Source organism: Pseudoclavibacter sp. AY1H1 (assembly GCF_002931055.1).
Taxonomy (GTDB): domain Bacteria; phylum Actinomycetota; class Actinomycetes; order Actinomycetales; family Microbacteriaceae; genus Pseudoclavibacter.
The window spans coordinates 1-16,982 of sequence record NZ_PSXX01000006.1 but is presented as its reverse complement, the minus strand read 5'-3'; the positions used below and the strand labels follow the sequence as shown (position 1 = coordinate 16,982).

18 protein-coding genes are annotated in these 16,982 nt (G+C 69.3%); 15 read left to right on the top strand and 3 right to left on the bottom strand.

The window, feature by feature from the left end; genetic code table 11:
* Positions 1-52: 52 nt before the first annotated feature.
* A complete protein-coding gene (locus C5E05_RS10800) occupies positions 53-1,405 on the bottom strand; it encodes a glutamyl-tRNA reductase (RefSeq protein ID WP_104244113.1) in 1,353 nt (450 codons plus the stop codon).
* Between the two features lie 143 nt (positions 1,406-1,548).
* Here C5E05_RS10800 and hemE point away from each other — a divergent pair, with 143 nt between their 5' ends.
* The 12 genes from hemE to C5E05_RS20165 all read left to right on the top strand — a co-directional run bounded on the left by hemE (position 1,549) and on the right by C5E05_RS20165 (position 12,528).
* Positions 1,549-2,682, top strand: coding sequence for a uroporphyrinogen decarboxylase (gene hemE / locus C5E05_RS10795; RefSeq protein ID WP_258064838.1), 1,134 nt, complete (start codon positions 1,549-1,551; stop codon positions 2,680-2,682).
* Positions 2,679-4,148: an NAD(P)/FAD-dependent oxidoreductase gene (locus C5E05_RS10790; RefSeq protein WP_104341937.1), complete on the top strand. Its 1,470-nt coding sequence runs from the start codon at positions 2,679-2,681 to the stop codon at positions 4,146-4,148. The genes hemE and C5E05_RS10790 overlap by 4 nt, the downstream gene beginning before the upstream one ends.
* Positions 4,149-4,245: 97 nt before the next feature.
* Positions 4,246-4,569 (top strand): hypothetical protein, encoded by a 324-nt coding sequence (locus C5E05_RS10785; RefSeq protein ID WP_104244117.1) that lies wholly within the window; start codon positions 4,246-4,248, stop codon positions 4,567-4,569.
* Between the two features lie 30 nt (positions 4,570-4,599).
* Positions 4,600-5,061: a phage holin family protein gene (locus tag C5E05_RS10780; protein WP_104244119.1), complete on the top strand. Its 462-nt coding sequence runs from the start codon at positions 4,600-4,602 to the stop codon at positions 5,059-5,061.
* Positions 5,054-5,350 carry a DUF3618 domain-containing protein gene (locus C5E05_RS10775; protein ID WP_104244121.1) on the top strand — a complete coding sequence of 99 codons (297 nt, stop codon included), beginning with the start codon at positions 5,054-5,056 and terminating at the stop codon, positions 5,348-5,350. Before C5E05_RS10780 ends, C5E05_RS10775 begins: the two co-directional genes overlap by 8 nt.
* Before the next feature lie 60 nt (positions 5,351-5,410).
* Positions 5,411-6,223, top strand: a complete 813-nt coding sequence (gene hemQ, locus C5E05_RS10770; RefSeq protein WP_104341936.1) for a hydrogen peroxide-dependent heme synthase — start codon at positions 5,411-5,413, stop codon at positions 6,221-6,223.
* Between the two features lie 89 nt (positions 6,224-6,312).
* A complete protein-coding gene (locus tag C5E05_RS10765) occupies positions 6,313-7,506 on the top strand; it encodes a ferrochelatase (protein WP_258064853.1) in 1,194 nt (397 codons plus the stop codon).
* Positions 7,503-8,426 carry a hydroxymethylbilane synthase gene (gene hemC / locus C5E05_RS10760; protein ID WP_258064837.1) on the top strand — a complete coding sequence of 308 codons (924 nt, stop codon included), beginning with the start codon at positions 7,503-7,505 and terminating at the stop codon, positions 8,424-8,426. Before C5E05_RS10765 ends, hemC begins: the two co-directional genes overlap by 4 nt.
* Positions 8,427-8,459: 33 nt before the next feature.
* Positions 8,460-9,374, top strand: coding sequence for a uroporphyrinogen-III synthase (locus C5E05_RS10755; protein ID WP_104244129.1), 915 nt, complete (start codon positions 8,460-8,462; stop codon positions 9,372-9,374).
* A gap of 96 nt (positions 9,375-9,470) precedes the next feature.
* A complete protein-coding gene (gene hemB, locus C5E05_RS10750; protein ID WP_104341935.1) occupies positions 9,471-10,496 on the top strand; it encodes a porphobilinogen synthase in 1,026 nt (341 codons plus the stop codon).
* Entirely contained in the window at positions 10,493-11,845 is a 1,353-nt protein-coding gene (gene hemL / locus C5E05_RS10745; protein ID WP_104341934.1) for a glutamate-1-semialdehyde 2,1-aminomutase, read from the top strand. Before hemB ends, hemL begins: the two co-directional genes overlap by 4 nt.
* Before the next feature lie 47 nt (positions 11,846-11,892).
* Complete coding sequence (locus tag C5E05_RS20165; protein ID WP_181059529.1) at positions 11,893-12,528, top strand: DedA family protein; 636 nt, start codon at positions 11,893-11,895, stop codon at positions 12,526-12,528.
* A 142-nt stretch (positions 12,529-12,670) separates the two neighbouring features.
* Here C5E05_RS20165 and C5E05_RS10735 read toward each other — a convergent pair whose 3' ends face one another.
* Entirely contained in the window at positions 12,671-13,330 is a 660-nt protein-coding gene (locus tag C5E05_RS10735) for an FMN-dependent NADH-azoreductase (RefSeq protein ID WP_104300407.1), read from the bottom strand.
* Between the two features lie 80 nt (positions 13,331-13,410).
* Between C5E05_RS10735 and C5E05_RS10730 the strand changes: the two genes are divergently transcribed.
* Positions 13,411-13,758, top strand: a complete 348-nt coding sequence (locus tag C5E05_RS10730) for a helix-turn-helix domain-containing protein (protein WP_104307595.1) — start codon at positions 13,411-13,413, stop codon at positions 13,756-13,758.
* Between the two features lie 22 nt (positions 13,759-13,780).
* Here the strand turns inward: C5E05_RS10730 and C5E05_RS10725 are convergent, their stop codons facing one another.
* Positions 13,781-14,800: an acryloyl-CoA reductase gene (locus tag C5E05_RS10725; protein WP_104341933.1), complete on the bottom strand. Its 1,020-nt coding sequence runs from the start codon at positions 14,798-14,800 to the stop codon at positions 13,781-13,783.
* Between the two features lie 109 nt (positions 14,801-14,909).
* Here C5E05_RS10725 and C5E05_RS10720 point away from each other — a divergent pair, with 109 nt between their 5' ends.
* Positions 14,910-15,386, top strand: a complete 477-nt coding sequence (locus C5E05_RS10720; RefSeq protein WP_104244141.1) for a GNAT family N-acetyltransferase — start codon at positions 14,910-14,912, stop codon at positions 15,384-15,386.
* A gap of 110 nt (positions 15,387-15,496) precedes the next feature.
* Positions 15,497-16,849 carry an ABC transporter substrate-binding protein gene (locus C5E05_RS10715; RefSeq protein WP_104244143.1) on the top strand — a complete coding sequence of 451 codons (1,353 nt, stop codon included), beginning with the start codon at positions 15,497-15,499 and terminating at the stop codon, positions 16,847-16,849.
* The last annotated feature ends 133 nt before the right edge of the window (positions 16,850-16,982 follow it).

Below are 16,982 nucleotides of genomic sequence, written 5' to 3'. Positions count from 1 at the left end.
ATTCGGGTGAGCCTGACCGCAGTGCCGCGCATTCGGCGTCGGGTGGGGGCTGCTAGGAGGTGTGCACGGGGCACTCGAGCGCCCCGTCGTCTTCCGCCTGAGCGACGCGGGGGAGCGCGGTGGGCACGACGGGTGCCGCCGCCGGGGTCGCCGGCTTCGTCGCGGGGGTCTCGCGCTCGACGGTGATGCCGAAGAGCAGCTCGATCGCGTCGAGGTACTCGTCGCCGCGACCAGCGCGGGCGAGTTCCTTCGCGCGCACCGACGGGCTGTGCAGGAGCGTGTTCGCGAGGCGACGCAGAGCAGCCTCGGCGACGCCCGATTCGTCCTTGTTCGCGACGCGCTCGGTCTCCGCGCGCGCGATGTCGGTGATGTGCGAGCGAAGCGCTGCGATGCCCTCCGCGACGCTCGTCTCAGCCTGCTGCTCGACGAACTCGCTGGCTGCGCGGGACACGATGCAGCGAGCCTCATCGGCGGCCCCGAGCTCTTCGAGGGGAGCGTGGATGCGGATGGTCTCGAGGTCGAGCACCGAGATGCCGTCGAGGCGGCCCACGGCCGGGTCGACGTTGCGCGGCATGCCGAGGTCGATGATGAGCGTGGCCTCGGCGCATCCGGGCGCGAGTCGCGCGCCGAGCATGAGGTCGTAGTCGATGACCACCGTGTCGGCGCTCGAGCAGGTGACGACGAGGTCGGCGTTCGAGAGGTGCTCTGGCAGGTTCTGGCCGTCGATGACGAAGACGCCGTCGCGCTCGGCGAACTTGTGGGCGCGACCCGAGGGGGAGTACACGCCGACGCGGGTCACGCCGCGGTCCTGCAGGGCCTTGAGCGAGGCTGCCGCGTACGAGCCGGTGCCGACGAGCACGACCTGCGCGGTGCTCCAGTCGGCGATCTGGGATGCGGCGAGCTCGAGCGAGAGGCGCACGAGCGATCGGCCAGCGCTCTGGAGCTTCGTGCCCGACTTGATGCCACGCGATGTGGTGGACGCCGACTGGAAGAGACGCTCGAGCTGCGAGGTCGACATGCCGGCCGCACGTGATTCCTCGAGCGCGCGGCGCACCTGACCGGAGATCTCGCCCTCGCCCACGACCACGGACTCGAGGCCGCTCGAGACGGCGAAGAGGTACTCGGGCACCTGCGTGTCGTGGATGACGGCCATGTTGGCGCGGAGCGTCTCGACGGAGACGTCGAGTGCCGTCGCGATGGTCGGCATGAGCTCGGGAGCGACCGGCTGAGCCGTGTCGATGTCGAGGTAGATCTCGAAGCGGTTGCAGGTGGCGAGCACAATGGCTCCGTCGACGCCTGGGGCGTCGCGGAGCGCGGACTCAAGTCCGCCATCTTCGCGGGCCGCGAGCTTTTCAAGGACTGGGAAGCTCGCGGTGCGGTGATTGGCACTCAGACACAGCAACACGATTACTTATTGTAGAAGTTCTCCGCGTTTCCGCTTCTGAGCCATACCTTCCCTTAAACCTCTTGCGGTCCGCCAGAGCCGGGAATCCGTCGTCGGATGCCCGCTGTACGGCCCCGTCCGGGCGCCGGGTGGAGAATGGGCGGGTGACCGAAACAGCTCCCGCACCCCTGCCGCTCAGCGACTCGCATCCACTCTCCTCCGGCCTCACCGCCGATGCTCCGCTCATCCGCGCGGCACGCGGGGACCGGCCTGAGACGCTCCCGGTGTGGTTCATGCGACAGGCTGGCCGTTCGCTGCCCGAGTACCGCGAGCTGCGCAAGGGCATCGAGATGCTCGACTCCTGCCTGCGCCCGGAGCTCGCCGCGGAGATCACGCTGCAGCCCGTGCGCCGTCACGGCGTCGACGCGGCGGTCTTCTTCAGCGACATCGTGGTTCCGCTCAAGCTCATCGGCGAGGCCGTCGATATCGTTCCAGGCACAGGCCCGGTCTTCGAGAACCCGGTGCGCTCCTCGCAGGAGGCACACGAGTTCGCTGCGCGCATCAGGGCCCGCATCAGCCCGGAGCTCTTCGCTCCCATCACCGAGGCCGTCTCGCTGACGGTGGCGGAGCTCGGCTCCACGCCGCTCATCGGCTTCGCCGGGGCGCCGTTCACGGTCGCCGCGTACGTCGTCGAGGGCGGCCCCTCGAAGGACCACCTCCGCACGCGCACGCTCATGCAGGCCGACCCCGAGGCGTGGGTCGACCTCTCCGGCGCGATTGCGGAGCTCTCGGCCGCGTTCCTGGAGGCGCAGGTGCGCGCGGGGGCGAGCATCGTGCAGCTCTTCGACTCGTGGGCTGGCTCGCTCAGTCGCGATCGCTACCAGAAGTCGATCGCCGCCTCGAGCGGCCTGGCGCTCGAGCGGGTACGGGCCCTGCGCACGCCGGGTGGCGAGCGGGTCCGCACGATCCACTTCGGCGTGGGCACTGCCGAGCTGCTGCCGGACATGCACGCGATCGGGGCCGACGTCATGGGAGTCGATGACCGCATCACGCTCGACGAGGCCTCGCGGCGCCTCGGCGGCGGAGTGCCGCTGCAGGGCAACGTCGACCCCGCTGTGCTCGGCGCGGGCGATGCGGTGCTGCAGGAGCACGTGCGAGATGTCGTTCGCCGGGGGAACTCGGCGCCCGCGCACATCCTCAACCTCGGCCACGGCGTTCCGCCGTCCGCCGATCCAGCGGTGCTGACCGGCCTCGTGGAGTTCGCCCACTCGCTGCCGGACGGCGGTCGGGTCGAGTGAACCGATCGCCCCTCGGTCAGTCGACGCCAGACCTCGTCGTCGTCGGCGGGGGCATCGCGGGCATGCTCGCCGCCCGACGGGCAGCTGGCCGTGGTGCCAGCGTGGTGATCGTCGAGGCGGGAGATCGGCTCGGCGGGATGATCTGCCGCGCAGACCTGGGCGGGCTGCCGATCGACATCGGTGCGGAGGCGTTCGCCACGCGCGGTGGCGCGTTCGCGGCCCTGCTGCACGAGCTCGGGATGCACGATGACATCGTCGAGCCGCGGTCACTGGGCTCCTGGGTCGTGACCGATGCGACTGCTGCTCCGATGCCGGCCGGGGGGATGCTCGGCATACCCGGGGAAGCGGCTCTGCGTGATGTGGAGTCCCGCGCCGCGGTGCACGCCGCGATCGGCGATGAGGGCATCGCGGAGCTCGAACGCGACCGGACGCTCGACCCGCGTGTCGGCGCCGACGCCTCCGACCTCGAGTCGCTGGTGCTCGCGCGCATGGGGCCGACGGTGCTCGGCCGGCTCGTCGCGCCGGTCACGCGGGGCGTGTACTCGCTTGACCCGGCGGAGCTCGACCACCGGGTGCTCATCCCCGGTCTCGCCGAGCGCGTCCACGAGCACGGCTCCCTGGCGGCCGCCGTCGCGGCGCTCAGGAAGAGCGCGCCCCCTGGCGCCGCAGTTCGCACCGTCGAGGGAGGCATGCACCGCGTGGTGGCGCGGCTCGAGCACGAGCTCGCTGAGCTCGGCGTCGATGTCCGGCTCTCCACTCGCGTCGCCTCAGTGCTCGAAGACGGCTCCGCCCTCGAGCAGGCCTGGCGCGTCGAGCTCGAGGGCGCTGGGTCGCTCTTCGCGAAGCGCATCCTGTCGACCGTCGCCGTGCCGCGCTCCGTCTCCGCCCGCGGTGACGACTCCGAGGGGCCATCCGGCGAGGCGGTTGCGATCGGCGGCGCTACCGCAGTCCCCGCCGAGGTCGTCGCGCTGCTCGTGCGAGCCCCGCAGCTCGACGCTCACCCGCGAGGCACTGGCGTGCTCGTCGGCGACCCGAGTACGACCATCCGGGCGAAGGCCCTGACTCACGTCACCGCCAAATGGGCCTGGCAGGAGGCGGCAGCCGACGGGATGCACGTGCTCCGGCTCTCCTACGGTCCACACGCTCGCGGGGGCAGCGAGCCGCTCACGCATTCGCTCAGCGACGACGAGACGACCGAGCTCGCGCGCGGCGATGCCGGGCGCCTGCTCGGCACGACCATCGAGCGCGAGGACGTCATCGCGATGGCCAGGCACGTCTGGCGCATCCCGGCCCCGGCCGCGCGCATCGGACGATCCGCAGAGCTCCGGGGTGCGCGGGACGAGGCGCGGCGGACGGCTGGGGTCGCGCTCGCCGGCACCTGGATCGACGGAACGGGGCTCGCGAGCGTCATCCCAGGGGTGCTGCGCGCCGTGGATGAGCTCTTCCCCGAGGACGCACAGGCTTAGCGCGAGTTGAGATGCCTCGCGGGGCTAGGCTTGCTCCGTGGCTTGATCGCGCCCGATTGACCGATCGCTGGCGTACCGGCGAACGATAGGAGTTTTCATGAAGAAGTTCGTGTTTGTGCTTGGCCTCGGTGCCGGGTACGTCCTTGGTGCTCGCGCGGGGCGCAAGCGCTACGAGCAGATCTCCTCCGTCGCGCAGACGGTGTGGGACACGAAGCTCGTCCGCTCCAAGCGTGCTGAGGTCGACGAGTTCTCCCGCAAGCTGGCTCCGAAGGTCGCCGACGCGGCCGTCAGCGGTGCGAAGCTCGTGACGGCCCAGGTCACGAAGGCGGTCAAGGACAACGGCAAGAAGAGCTCGTCCGGCAAGTCGAACCCGCCTGCTCCCTCCGGAACCGTCGGCAACCCGAGCAGCGACGCGTCCTAACCAGCACTCCCAGCAGAGAGCGACACACCCATGTCTGAGTCGTCAGAAAAGACGCCGATCCGCGGGCCCTTCCCCGGCATCGGCCGCACGAGGGCCAACCCGAAGTCACGGTCGAGCCTCGGCACGCTCGTGACCGACGTCCCCAAGCTCCTCACGAAGCTCGTGCGCGACGAGGTCGAGCAGGGCAAGCGAGAGCTCATCTCGACCGGCACGAAGTACGGCATCGCGGTCGGTCTCTTCGCCGCCGCGGCGTTCTTCGCGCTCACGCTCTGGGCTGTGCTCGTGACCGCCGCCGTCCTCGGACTCAACACGGTGTTCGCGCCGTGGCTCTCCGCGCTCATCGTGGCAGGCGCGTTCCTGCTGTTGGTCATCGTGCTCGGCCTCGCCGGCTACCTCGCGCTGAAGCGCGCGGGCAAGCTCGCGCCGGAGCGCACGATCGCCAGCGTCAAGCAGGATGTCAACGCAGTGAAGGGGCTCGGACAGTATGAGTGAGCAGAACGGCGAGGCGACTCTCGCGAAGAAGGAAGACAAGCGCAACGACGGCCAGCTGAAGGCCGACATCGAGCGCACCCGACGTGAGCTCGCGGCGACGCTCGACGCGATCGAGGTGAAGGTCGACCCGCGCATCCGCGGCCGCGAACTCCTCGAATCAACGCGTCACAGCATCCAGCGCCTGAAGGAAGACAATCCGCTCCTGCTCGCGGGCATCGCAACTGGCGCCGCGGTCGTCGTGGCCGGTGGCGTGACCGCCGCCGTCGCCCTGTACCGCCGCTCCCGCTGAGCTCGTGGTCGGCTGTGCGCCGCACCCCAAACACTCCTCGACATTTCGTAGAATAGGACCATGACCCACTCGAATGAGGTCCCGGCTTTCGCCGCCGAGCCCAACGCAACGTCCGCAGTCCCCGCAGAGCACGCATCGGCTGCTCAGCAGGGCGCCCCAGAGGCCCACCAGGGCGCTGAGGAGCAGGGGGGAGGAGCGACGCTCACCGAGTACACGATGATCTCGGTCTTCCGACGAGAGACGCTCAACGAGCTCGTCCTGTCCGGGCGCGACGCCATCAAGGCCGTCGACGAACTCGACGGCATCGTCGCGGAGCTGGCGGAGAACGGCGTCAAGGTGCGCGGCTTCTACGACGTCTCCGGGTTCCGGCACGACGGCGAGCTCATGGTCTGGCTGCACGGTGAAGTGCCCGAGAGTCTGCAGTGGGGCCTGCGCCAGATCCGCCGAAGCGAGCTCATCGCGCCGCTCACGCCGTCCTGGCAGATCGTCGGGGTGCATCGCGCCGCCGAGTTCAGCGCGCGCCACATGCCGGCGTACATGCTCGGCAAGGAGCCGCGCCAGTGGGTCACCGTCTACCCGTTCGTGCGCTCCTACGAGTGGTACCTGCTGCCAGAGGACGAGCGTCGTCAGATGCTCGCCGAGCACGGCCGAGCCGGATCGGCGTACACGTCGACGCTCACCAACACCGTCGCATCCTTCGGCATCAGCGACTACGAGTGGCTCCTCGCGCTCGAGGACGACAACCTCCTCAACCTGGTCGACATGATGCGTGACCTGCGACAGACCGACGCTCGGCGCCACGTGCGCGAGGAGGTGCCGTTCTACACGGGTCGCTTCCTGCAGACCTCCGAGATCGTCGAGGTACTGCAGTGACCGACGTCGCCGCACAGCAGACCGGTTCGAAGCCGCAGGGCCGCAAGCCAGGCCCGGCGACCTTCACCCGCGTCGAGGTCAATGCTGCCGTGAGCGCCGCCTCCGACGCCGCCAAGTTCGGCCCCGAGCACACGACCGAGCCGGTCGCCTACGACGGCATCCTGCTCGCCTCCTTCGGCGGCCCGGAAGGACAGGACGAGGTCATCCCGTTCCTGCGCAACGTCACGGCAGGCCGTGGCATCCCCGACGAGCGGCTCGAGGAGGTGGCCCACCACTACCGGCACTACGGCGGCGTGAGCCCCATCAACGAACAGAACCGTCAGCTGAAGGCCTCCATCGAGCGGGAGCTCGAGCGGCGCGGCATCGACCTGCCCGTCTTCTGGGGCAACCGCAACTCCGAGCCGTACTTCAACGACGTGCTGCTCGACGCCCGCGAAGCGGGCTGCTCGACGCTCATCGCAGTCGCCACGAGCGCCTACTCGTCGTTCTCCAGCTGCCGTCAGTACCGCGAGGACTTCGCTGACGCGCTCGAGGACACGGGGCTCGGCGGGCAGCTCACGATCGACAAGGTGCGCGCCTTCTTCGACCACCCTGGCTTCATCGCCCCCTTCATCGAGGGTGTTCGCGACGCCGTGCTCAGCCTCGCTCGGGAAGACGCCGAACTCGACCTGGCCACCGAGGTCGAGGTGCTCTTCACGACGCACTCGGTGCCGATGGCGGACGCCGCGAACTCGGGCCCTCCTGGCGCGGGCTTCGGTGAGAGCGGCGCATACGCCGCCCAGCATCTCGCCGTCGCGGAAGTCGTGGCCCTCGCGGCCCTGCAGGAGCTCGCGGAGGACACGACCATCTCAGGCCGAGTGCCAGAGCAGCTCTCCTGGCAGCTCGTCTACCAGTCGCGCTCCGGCCCGCCCTCGCAGCCGTGGCTCGAGCCCGACATCAACGACGTCATCGCCGAGCTCCCCTCGAAGGGCGCCAAGGCGGTCGTCGTCGTGCCGATCGGCTTCGTCTCTGACCACATGGAGGTGCTCTGGGACCTCGACAACGAGGCGAAGGACTCGGCAGCGGATGCGGGACTCGCGTTCCGCCGCACTCCGACCCCCGGCATCCACGCCAAGTACGTCGAAGGGCTCGTCGACCTCGTCCTGGAGCGCCGCGACGCGCTCCCCGTGGAAGAGCGTCCTGCGATGACCTCGATCGGACCGTGGTTCGACGTGTGCCGCCCAGGGTGCTGCGCGAACAAGCGACTGGGCTTCAAGCCGGCGGTCTCCGGACTGCTGCCGTGACCCTGCGGATCGGCACGCGAGGCAGCGCGCTCGCGGTCGCGCAGACGTCGACGATGGCTCGGGAGCTCGAGCGCATCACGGGTGAGCAGACCGAGCTGGTGCGAGTGACGACCCATGGCGACGTGACGCGCGCCGCACTGTCGTCGCTCGGCGGCACCGGTGTGTTCGCGAGCGAGCTGCGGGATGCGCTGCTCGCGGGGGAGTGCGACCTCGTCGTGCATTCGCTCAAGGATCTCCCGACCGCGAAGGCTCCCGGCCTCACGGTGGCCGCGTACCCCGTGCGGGAAGATGCGCGTGACGCGCTCTGCTCGCTCGGCGGAGCCTCCGGACTCTACCTCGCGGAGCTTCCGCACGGCGCGAAGGTCGGCACCGGTTCGCCGCGGCGCGTGGCGCAGCTCCTGACGCTGCGGCCCGACCTCGAGATCCGCGATATCCGCGGCAACGTCGAGCGTCGTCTCCGCTTCGTCACGGACGGCGAGCTCGACGCCGTCGTGCTCGCTGCTGCCGGGCTCGAGCGGCTCGGCTTCGCGGATGCCATCACCGAGCGCTTCGACCTCGCCGACTTCCCCAACGCTCCCGGTCAGGGCTGCTTGGCCATCGAGGTGCGCGACGACGACGCACCTGCGGGCGTCGCCGAACTCGACGACCGAGAAGCGCGTGCGGCGGTGCTCGTCGAACGCGGCATTCTCGCGACGCTCGAAGCCGGATGCGCGGCTCCCGTCGGCGCTGCAGCCCGGTACGCCGACGGAAAACTCGAGGCGTGGGCTACCGTGTATGCAGTAGACGGATCTTCGCGGGTCTCCAGCAGGCGTGCCGTGGAGGTCTCCGACCCCGGCGCATTCGATGCCGCCCAGGCAGAACTGGTCTCGCTCATCTCGACGGACCTCTTCGATCAGGGTGCTGTCGCGCTGATGGCCTGAACGGAGGGTCCGGACGTGAACGGAGGAACCACGATGGATGCACCGCTGAAGGGCTGGAAGATCCTCGTACCCCGTGGAGGCGTCTGGGGTGGCGACGTCGCGGAGGCCGTTCGCGCCCGTTCGGCGTTCCCCATCACGGCCCCGCTCATCAACTTCGCGAGCCCGAACGAGGACGACTCCCGGGTGCTGAGCGACAAGATCCGCCTGCTCGAGAGCGGGCACTACAACTGGATCGCGGTCACGAGCGCCACGGCTGCCGATGTCATGCACTCGCTCGGCGTGAAGGTGCCGGACCACACGCTCATCGCGGCGGTCGGCGAGACGACCGCGGCCTCGCTGACGACGGCCGGGTACCGGGTGGACTTCGTTCCCACGCACGACAACTCCGCCAAGGGGCTGCTCCTGGAGTGGGCCGAGGCGGCTCGCCGCCAGCCGCCCATCTCGGTGCTGTGGCTGCGATCGGAGGTCGCTCGACCGACGCTCGCGGAAGGGCTCGCCAGGCGCGGGCACCTCGTCGACTCGGTCGTCGCGTACCGCACGGTGGGTGTGCCAGCGGCGGAGAGCATCCAGTACGACATCCGCAACAGCCGGATCCGAGCGATCCTCGTGACGAGCGGATCCGTGGCGGAGCAGGTGCACAAGCAGTTCTCGCCGATCCCTGATGAGATCTACATCGCCGCGATCGGCCCCCGCACCGCGAAGGACGCCAGGCAGCTGGGTCTCCGCGTCGATGTCGTCGCCAAGCAGCGCTCGGTCGCATCGCTGCTCGACGGCCTCGAGTGGCTTGCGAGCGGCAGCGACATGCCGGTGACCGAGGCCATCGATCTGAAGGCGCTTCGCGCGTTCGAGGCGAGCGAGCTGCAGGCCGAGCACGACAGTCGACCGGTGCCGAAGGAAGACATCCCGGCCCTCGACGAGGGACGCGGTCAAGCCCCCAATGACCGCTGAGTTCGCCGCCTGCTGGGCGGATCGGACCCACATGCCGACAAGCCGGGCCGCGTCCGCGACCGTCGGCGCAGAACTCCTGAGGAAGGACACGATCGCATGATCTCCCCGAGCCGCAGGCCTCGTCGCCTGCGCCAGAGCGACGCCGTGCGCCGCCAGGTCCGTGAGGTGCGCGTGCACCCGAACGACCTCATCCTGCCGCTGTTCGTCCGCGAGGGCGTGAGCGAGCCGATCGCGATCTCGTCGATGCCCGGCGTGCAGCAGCACTCGCTCGACTCGCTGCGCCGCGCGGTCGAGGAGGCGGCGACGCTCGGAGTCGGCGGGGTGATGCTCTTCGGCGTGCCGGAGACTCGCGACGCCGTGGGCTCGGGCGCGACCGATCCGAACGGCATCCTCAACGTCGCGGCCCGCAAGCTGGCGGAGGAATTCGGCGAGGACATCGTCGTGCAGACCGACCTCTGCCTTGACGAGTTCACCGACCACGGCCACTGCGGCGTGCTGGATGCGGCCGGTCGTGTCGACAACGACGCGACGCTCGAGCGGTACGACGCGATGGCGATCGCCCAGGCCGACTCCGGTGCCGCGATGCTCGGGATGTCGGGGATGATGGACGGCCAGGTCGCGAGTGCGAGGGCCGCCCTCGACGCAGCCGGGCACACCGACGTCGCGATCGTCGCCTACTCCGCGAAGTACGCGTCGGCGTTCTACGGACCGTTCCGGGAGGCTGTGGACTCGCAGCTCCAGGGAGACCGTCGCACCTACCAGCTCGACCCGGCCAACCGCCGCGAGGGCATGCGGGAGGCGCACATCGACATCGATGAGGGCGCCGACGTCGTCATGGTGAAGCCGGCTGGCTCGTACCTCGACGTGCTCGCCGATGTCGCCGCGGAATCGATCGTTCCCGTATGGGCCTACCAGGTCAGCGGCGAGTACGCCATGATCGAGGCCGCCGCGGCGAATGGCTGGATCGACCGCGATCGCGCGATCGCGGAGTCCATCACGTCGATTCGACGCGCTGGCGCCGATGCCGTGCTGACCTACTACGCGAGTGAGCTCGCGCGCACCCTGGCGTCGCAGTCGGGCACGCCAGTGTCGGCGGCCCATGGCAGAGTGGATGCACGATGAACCACGACGTCTCCGCCTCGCTCTTCGCCCGCTCGCTCGAGGTCACGCCCGGGGGTGTGAACTCGCCGGTCCGCGCGTACGGCTCGGTTGGGGGCACGCCTCCCTTCGCTGCCTCCGCGACGGGTCCGTACCTGACCGACGTCGACGGCAACGAGTACGTCGACCTCGTCAGTGGGTGGGGCCCCATGCTGCTCGGGCACGCGCATCCCGCCGTCGTCGAGGCAGTCCAAGACGCGGCGGCTCGCGGACTCTCGTTCGGAGCCCCCACCCCCGCTGAGACGCAGCTCGCGGAGCTCGTCGTCGATCGCATCGCCCCCATCGAGCAGGTGCGCCTCGTCTCCACGGGAACCGAGGCGACCATGACGGCCCTGCGGCTCGCACGCGGCTACACGGGCCGCGACCTCATCGTGAAGTTCGCGGGCTGCTATCACGGCCACTCCGACGGCCTCCTCGCGGCCGCGGGCTCGGGCCTCGCCACGCTCGCGCTCCCGGGCTCTGCCGGTGTGCCGGAAGCCATCACCTCGCAGACCATCGTCGTCCCGTTCAACGACCTCGACGCCGTGCGCGCCGCGTTCGCCGAGCATCCCGGCGAGATCGCCGCTGTCATCACCGAGGCGTCACCCGCGAACATGGGCGTCGTCCCTCCCGAGCCTGGCTTCAATCGCGAGCTCGCCCAGCTGTGCTCGTCCGAGGGTGCCCTGCTCGTCTGCGACGAGGTGCTCACCGGGTTCCGCACCGGGCCAGCAGGTTGGTGGGGCGAGGAGCAGAAGACCGAGTCCTCGAGCGGATGGCAGGCCGACCTGTACACGTTCGGCAAGGTCATCGGCGGCGGCATGCCCGTCGCGGCCCTGGGCGGTCCGCGCGAGATCATGAGCCACCTCGCCCCGCAGGGCCCCGTCTACCAGGCTGGCACGCTCTCGGGGAACCCCGTCGCGGTCGCCGCCGGCATCGCGACGCTCTCGCACGCCGACGCCGCCGTCTACGCTCGCGTCGACGCGGCTGCCGAGCGCATCCGCACCGCGACCTCCGAGGCGCTCACCGCCGCGGGCGTCGCCCACTCGGTGCAGAACGTCGGCAACCTCTTCAGTTTCACCTTCGGCGATGGCGCGGCGCTCGGCTGGACCGGAACCGGCGGCGGGCCGCGGAACGAGGACGAGGTCAAGCGCCAGGAGGCCTGGCGCTACCCGCCGTTCTTCGCCGCGATGCTCGACGCCGGTGTCAACCTGCCGCCGAGCGTCTTCGAGGCCTGGTTCGTCTCGGCTGCCCACGACGATGCGGCCATCGACCGCGTCCTCGCGGCGCTCCCCGCAGCAGCCCGGGCCGCGGCCAACGCCTCGGCACCCGAGTAGGGCCGCGTTGGAACGCCGAGCCGTCGACGAAAGGGCCTAGAAGCCACGTGGAGGAACTCACCAACTGGGTGCTCGACCTGAGGGGCTCCGGCTGGAGCTTCGCGGTCGTGGCGCTCGTGCTGCTCGTCGGCGGCGTCGTCACCTTCCTGCCGAGTCAATCGCTGGTCGTGGCGATCTCCGCCCTCACCGCCGGAGATCAGGGGTGGACGGCCCTCATCAACCTCTTCGGACTCTTCGCGTTCTGCGTCGTCGGCATGGTGCTCGGCGACATCGGCACGTACTGGCTCGCCAGGGGCGTCGGGTTCGGCAAGTGGAGCTGGATGAACGGGCGCCGGCTCACCGCCGTGCGCACGCGAGTCGGCGATCAGCTGAAGACCCGTCCGAAGTGGGTCATGGTCACCGTGCGGCTGCTGCCGCTTGGGCGCATCGCGACGGTGCTCGCCGCATCCGACGCCCGGATGCCGATGCCCACCTTCCTTCCGCTTTCCGTGCTCGCGAGTGCCGTGTGGGTTGGCTACGCGGTGGTGATCGGCGCCGTGTTCGGCTCGTTCAGCACGGACAACCCGCTGCTCATGATGGTGCTCGCCGTGGTCACGGCCATTGCTCTTGGCCTTCTCGCGCAGGTGGTCAACGGCTGGTTCGAGAAGCTCACCGACCGCCGGAAGGCCGACGTCGCAAGCTAGGGCACCCCGCCCACGGAGTCGGAGAGTCTGCGGGATGCAGAACGCGCTTCGCTGAGAGGCGTTCCCCTGAAGGACGCGAGTTCCCCATCCCGAGACTGCCCGGCTGTCGACGGTCGGAGCGGTGGAGCTGGGCTCCGCCTGCCTACGCGGCGTCGGTCTTGCCGCGGAGCTCGGCGAGCTCGCGGCCGGACTCCACCGCCTTCGTCTCGGCTTCGGACTTGAGGTCGGCGGCGAGGTCGGCGAACTGGTCGAGTGCCGGGTTGACGCCCACGAGCGTGAAGGGACGCTGCACGACGCGGAGGTCGAGGCCCCATGCGTCCTGGAGCAGACGGGTGAGGTACGGCGTGGAGTGGTCCCAGCCTTCCTTCGGGGTGCCCTCGTCGTAGTTGCCACCGAGGACGGTCGCGAGGGTTGCGGGCTTCCCGGCGAGCGTCGTGCTTCCAGCGTTGGTGCGCGGGTCGGTGTAGGCGAGGTCGAACCAGAGCTTGAAGTGCTGCGAGATGCCGTAGTTGTAGAGCGGCACGGTGAAAAGCAGGGCGTCGGCCGCGATGATCTCGTCGGCCAGCTGCGCTGCCAGGGCGACAGCGGCGCGCTGCTCCTCGGTGCGGTCGTCCTCGGGCGTGAAGCCAGCGTAGACGGCGTTCTGCCAGGCGTCGGCGGGGATGGGCGACTCGATGAGGTTGCGGCGTGTGACGACCGAGTCGGGGTGTGCCTGGGTCCACTCGGCCTCGACGAGGTCGCCGAGCGCGCGGCTGGCGGAGGTGGCGGGGAGCAGGCTGGCATCGATACGGAGAAGGGACATGCGGGGCTCCTTGAAATTTCACAGAGTCGCTATGAAAACCAGAGCGACTCTGTGCAGATTAGCACGGGTACACTGGCGGCATGGCAGAGAAAGCGCAGGAGCACGGCGCCGCGGAATGCGACGGCGCCATCTCGCTCGCCTTCACGCTGCTGGGCAAGCGCTGGAACGGCATGATCATCGATGTGCTCGGCTCGCAGCCCCTCACCTTCGTCGCCCTGCGCCGTGCGGTGACGGGCATCAGCGACGCGGTCCTCTCCGACCGTCTGACCGAGCTCGCCGGGGCCGGACTCGTCGCGCGCACCGTCAACGACGGCCCGCCGGTCTCGGTCAGCTACGAGCTCACGACGGCAGGTCAGCGCCTCATTCCGGTGCTCAAGCAGCTCGGCACGTGGGCTTCGGAGAACCTCGAGCACGCCCCGCTGGCCTGATCCAGCGTCAGTCGCCCTCGAATCAGGCGTCACCCCGCACGCGCACGACCGTTCGCCCGCGCACCGTCCCATCGAGGATGGGCTGCGCGACCTCGATCGCCTCCTCGAGGGCGACGACTTCGGTCATCGACTCGAGCAGTTCGCTGTCGAGCTCGAGGAGCCTGTTCCAGGCCTCGGCCCGCACCTCCAGGCTCTGCACGACCGAGTTGATGCCGCGCAGCGTCACGCCGCGCAGGATGAACGGCAGGACCGTTGTCGGCAGGTCGGTACCCTGCGCCAGCCCGCACGCCGTCACCAGCCCTTCTCGTCTCGTCTGCGCGATCACGTTCGCGAGGGTCGTCGAGCCGACCGCGTCAATGGCCCCGGCCCAGCGCTCCGTCTGCAGTCCCTTGCCCGGCGCATCGGAGAGCACGTGCCGGTCGATGATCTCGGCCGCGCCGAGGCGGCGCAGGTAGTCACCCTCCTCGTCACCGCGGCCAGTGGATGCGACGACCCGGTAGCCGAGTCCCGCCAGCAGGGCGATCGCCACGCTGCCGACGCCACCCGCCGCACCCGTCACGAGCACATCGCCGTCGCCGGGCGCGACCTGCTTCTCGAGCGCCAGCACCGATAGCATCGCCGTGTACCCGGCAGTGCCGATGGCGGCCCCCTGCAAGAGGGACATCTCCTCGGGTAGGTGGATGAGCGACTCGTCGTCGACGAGGCACAGCTCGGCGAGGCCGCCGTGCCTGCTCTCGCCGAGCCCCGCACCGTTCAGCACGACGCGGTCGCCTGGCACGAAGTTCGGCGTGCGCGACTCCCGAACGACGCCGACGACGTCGATGCCCGGGACGAGCACATCCGCTCGACTCACGCCGGGCCTGCCGGCGAGCAGCAGGGCGTCCTTGTAGTTGAGGCTCGAGTAGGCCACGTCGACGAGCACCTGGCCGCGATGGAGGCGGCCGTCGCCGAACAGCTCGTCGCCGAGCTCATCGAACGCGACGTCGATGCGAGGCTTCCCCGCGTCGTCGGTGGACTTCGTCGTCAGGTATCCGCGAACCATGGCGCCATCGTAGGGGGCGCGGATCAGAGCTCCCCAGCATCCGCTGCACGGAGCCGACCGCTCGCCGCTTGCTGCTCTGCTGCGCTGCCGCTCTGCAAGACTGGCTGGCATGATCACGGTCCGCACCTTCACCGAACTCAGTGCCGCCGAGCTCTGGGGCATCCTGCACCTGCGCTCGAGCATCTTCGTCGTCGAGCAGGACTGCGTGTACCTCGACCCGGACACGGCCGACTTCGCCGACGGCACCCTGCATGCGTTCATCGGCGACGACCCCCTCTACCCGCACAGCTACGCGAGACTCCTCCCCATCGGCTGGCCGGACGAGCACCTGCCGACGCACCTGTCACGCCCCATCGGCAGGGTCGTGACGGCCGAGAGCTCCCGCGGCCTCGGATACTCGGCTCAGATCATCCGCCACCTCGTCGAGATCGCCGAGAGTGAAGGCCTCTCGACCTCCCTCAACGGGCAGGCCCACCTCGAATCCTGGTACGCGAGATTCGGGTTCGAACGATGCGGTGAGAACTTCATGGAGGACGACATTCCCCACGTGCCGATGGTGAAATACACATCGAGCCCTGACTCATGATTTACTCGCTCGTAACAAGCATGAATCAGTTAGTCGCAGTGCCGCGGCTAGCTTGAGATCCGGGCGCCGCTGCGCGGCGCTCGCTCTCTGCTTACGTATAAAGGAGCACCATGAGTAACTTTGCCAAGTCGTCTCCCTCCAGGAAGTTGCGCATCACCACAGGAATCGCCGCCATGAGCGTCGGCGTCTTCATGCTGGCTGCGTGCTCGTCGACGACCGAAGGTGGCAGTCCAGATGCGGAGGGCGATGCTGCCGCTGCCGTCTGTGGGCCCGACACGGCTGCATCCGTAGCCGACGTCACGCCCGTCGACGCACCGACCGCTCAGGAGCGCTCCGAGGCGCTCAAGATCGGCTCGCTGCTTCCGCAGACTGGAACCCTCGCCTTCCTCGGCCCGCCCGAGATCGCGGGTGTCGACCTCGCAGTCGCCGAGATCAACGCCTCGCCGTCCGGTGTGCTCGGCGGCAACATCACCGTCGTCCACCGTGACTCGGGCGACACGTCGACCGACATCGCGACGCAGTCGGTCACCGACCTGCTGAGCCAGAACGTGTCCGCCATCGTCGGCGCGGCATCCTCGGGCGTCTCGATGACGGTCATCGACCAGATCACCGGTGCAGGCGTCGTGCAGATCTCGCCGGCGAACACCTCGGCCGAGTTCTCCACCTACGCCGACAACGGCTTCTACTTCCGCACGGCCCCCTCGGACATCCTCCAGGGACGCGTCAACGGAAACACGATCGTCAACGACGGCAACGCATCCGTCGGCATCATCTACCTGAATGACGCCTACGGCTCGGGCCTCTCCGAGAGCATCACCACAGCAGTCGAGGCTGCTGGCGGCGAGGTCGTCGCGTCTGAAGCCTTCAACGAGGGCGACAGCCAGTTCTCCGCGCAGATCGACGCCGTCACGGCCGCCGACCCCGACGCGATCGCGCTCGTCGCGTTCGACCAGACGGCGACCATCGTTCCGCAGCTCATCGGCACCAAGGGCTTCCCCGCCGACAAGCTCTACATGGTGGACGGCAACATGGCCGACTACTCCGCTGACTTCGAAGAGGGCACGCTGAACTGCGCCAAGGGCACCATCCCCGGTGTCGTCGCCTCCGACGACTTCCGCGCCCAGCTGCTCGGTATCGACCCGGACCTGAAGGACTTCACGTACGGCGCTGAGTCGTACGACGCGGTCATCCTGGCAGCCCTCGCCGCACAGGCCGGCGGTGCCGCTGACCCGGCGACGATCAAGGACAACATGCAGAAGGTCTCCGTAGAGGGTGAGAAGTGCACCACCTACGCCGACTGCGTCGCGCTCCTCGAAGCTGGAACCGACATCGACTACGACGGCGTCTCCGGACCGATCTCGTTCGACGAGAACGGCGACCCGTCAGAGGCAACGATCGGCATCTACCAGTACGGCAACGGCAACACCTACTCCAACATCGGAGAAGAGGCTGGCCAGCTCTAAGCTGACCCGCTGAGCGAAGGGCCCGGGATGCACGCATCCCGGGCCCTTTCGCGTGCCCTGGCGGGGCTGGGCTTGGCCCTATCGCATGCCCGAGCCGAGCATCCGCCCCCCGCTGCCGTCCTCTCCCTCCCCC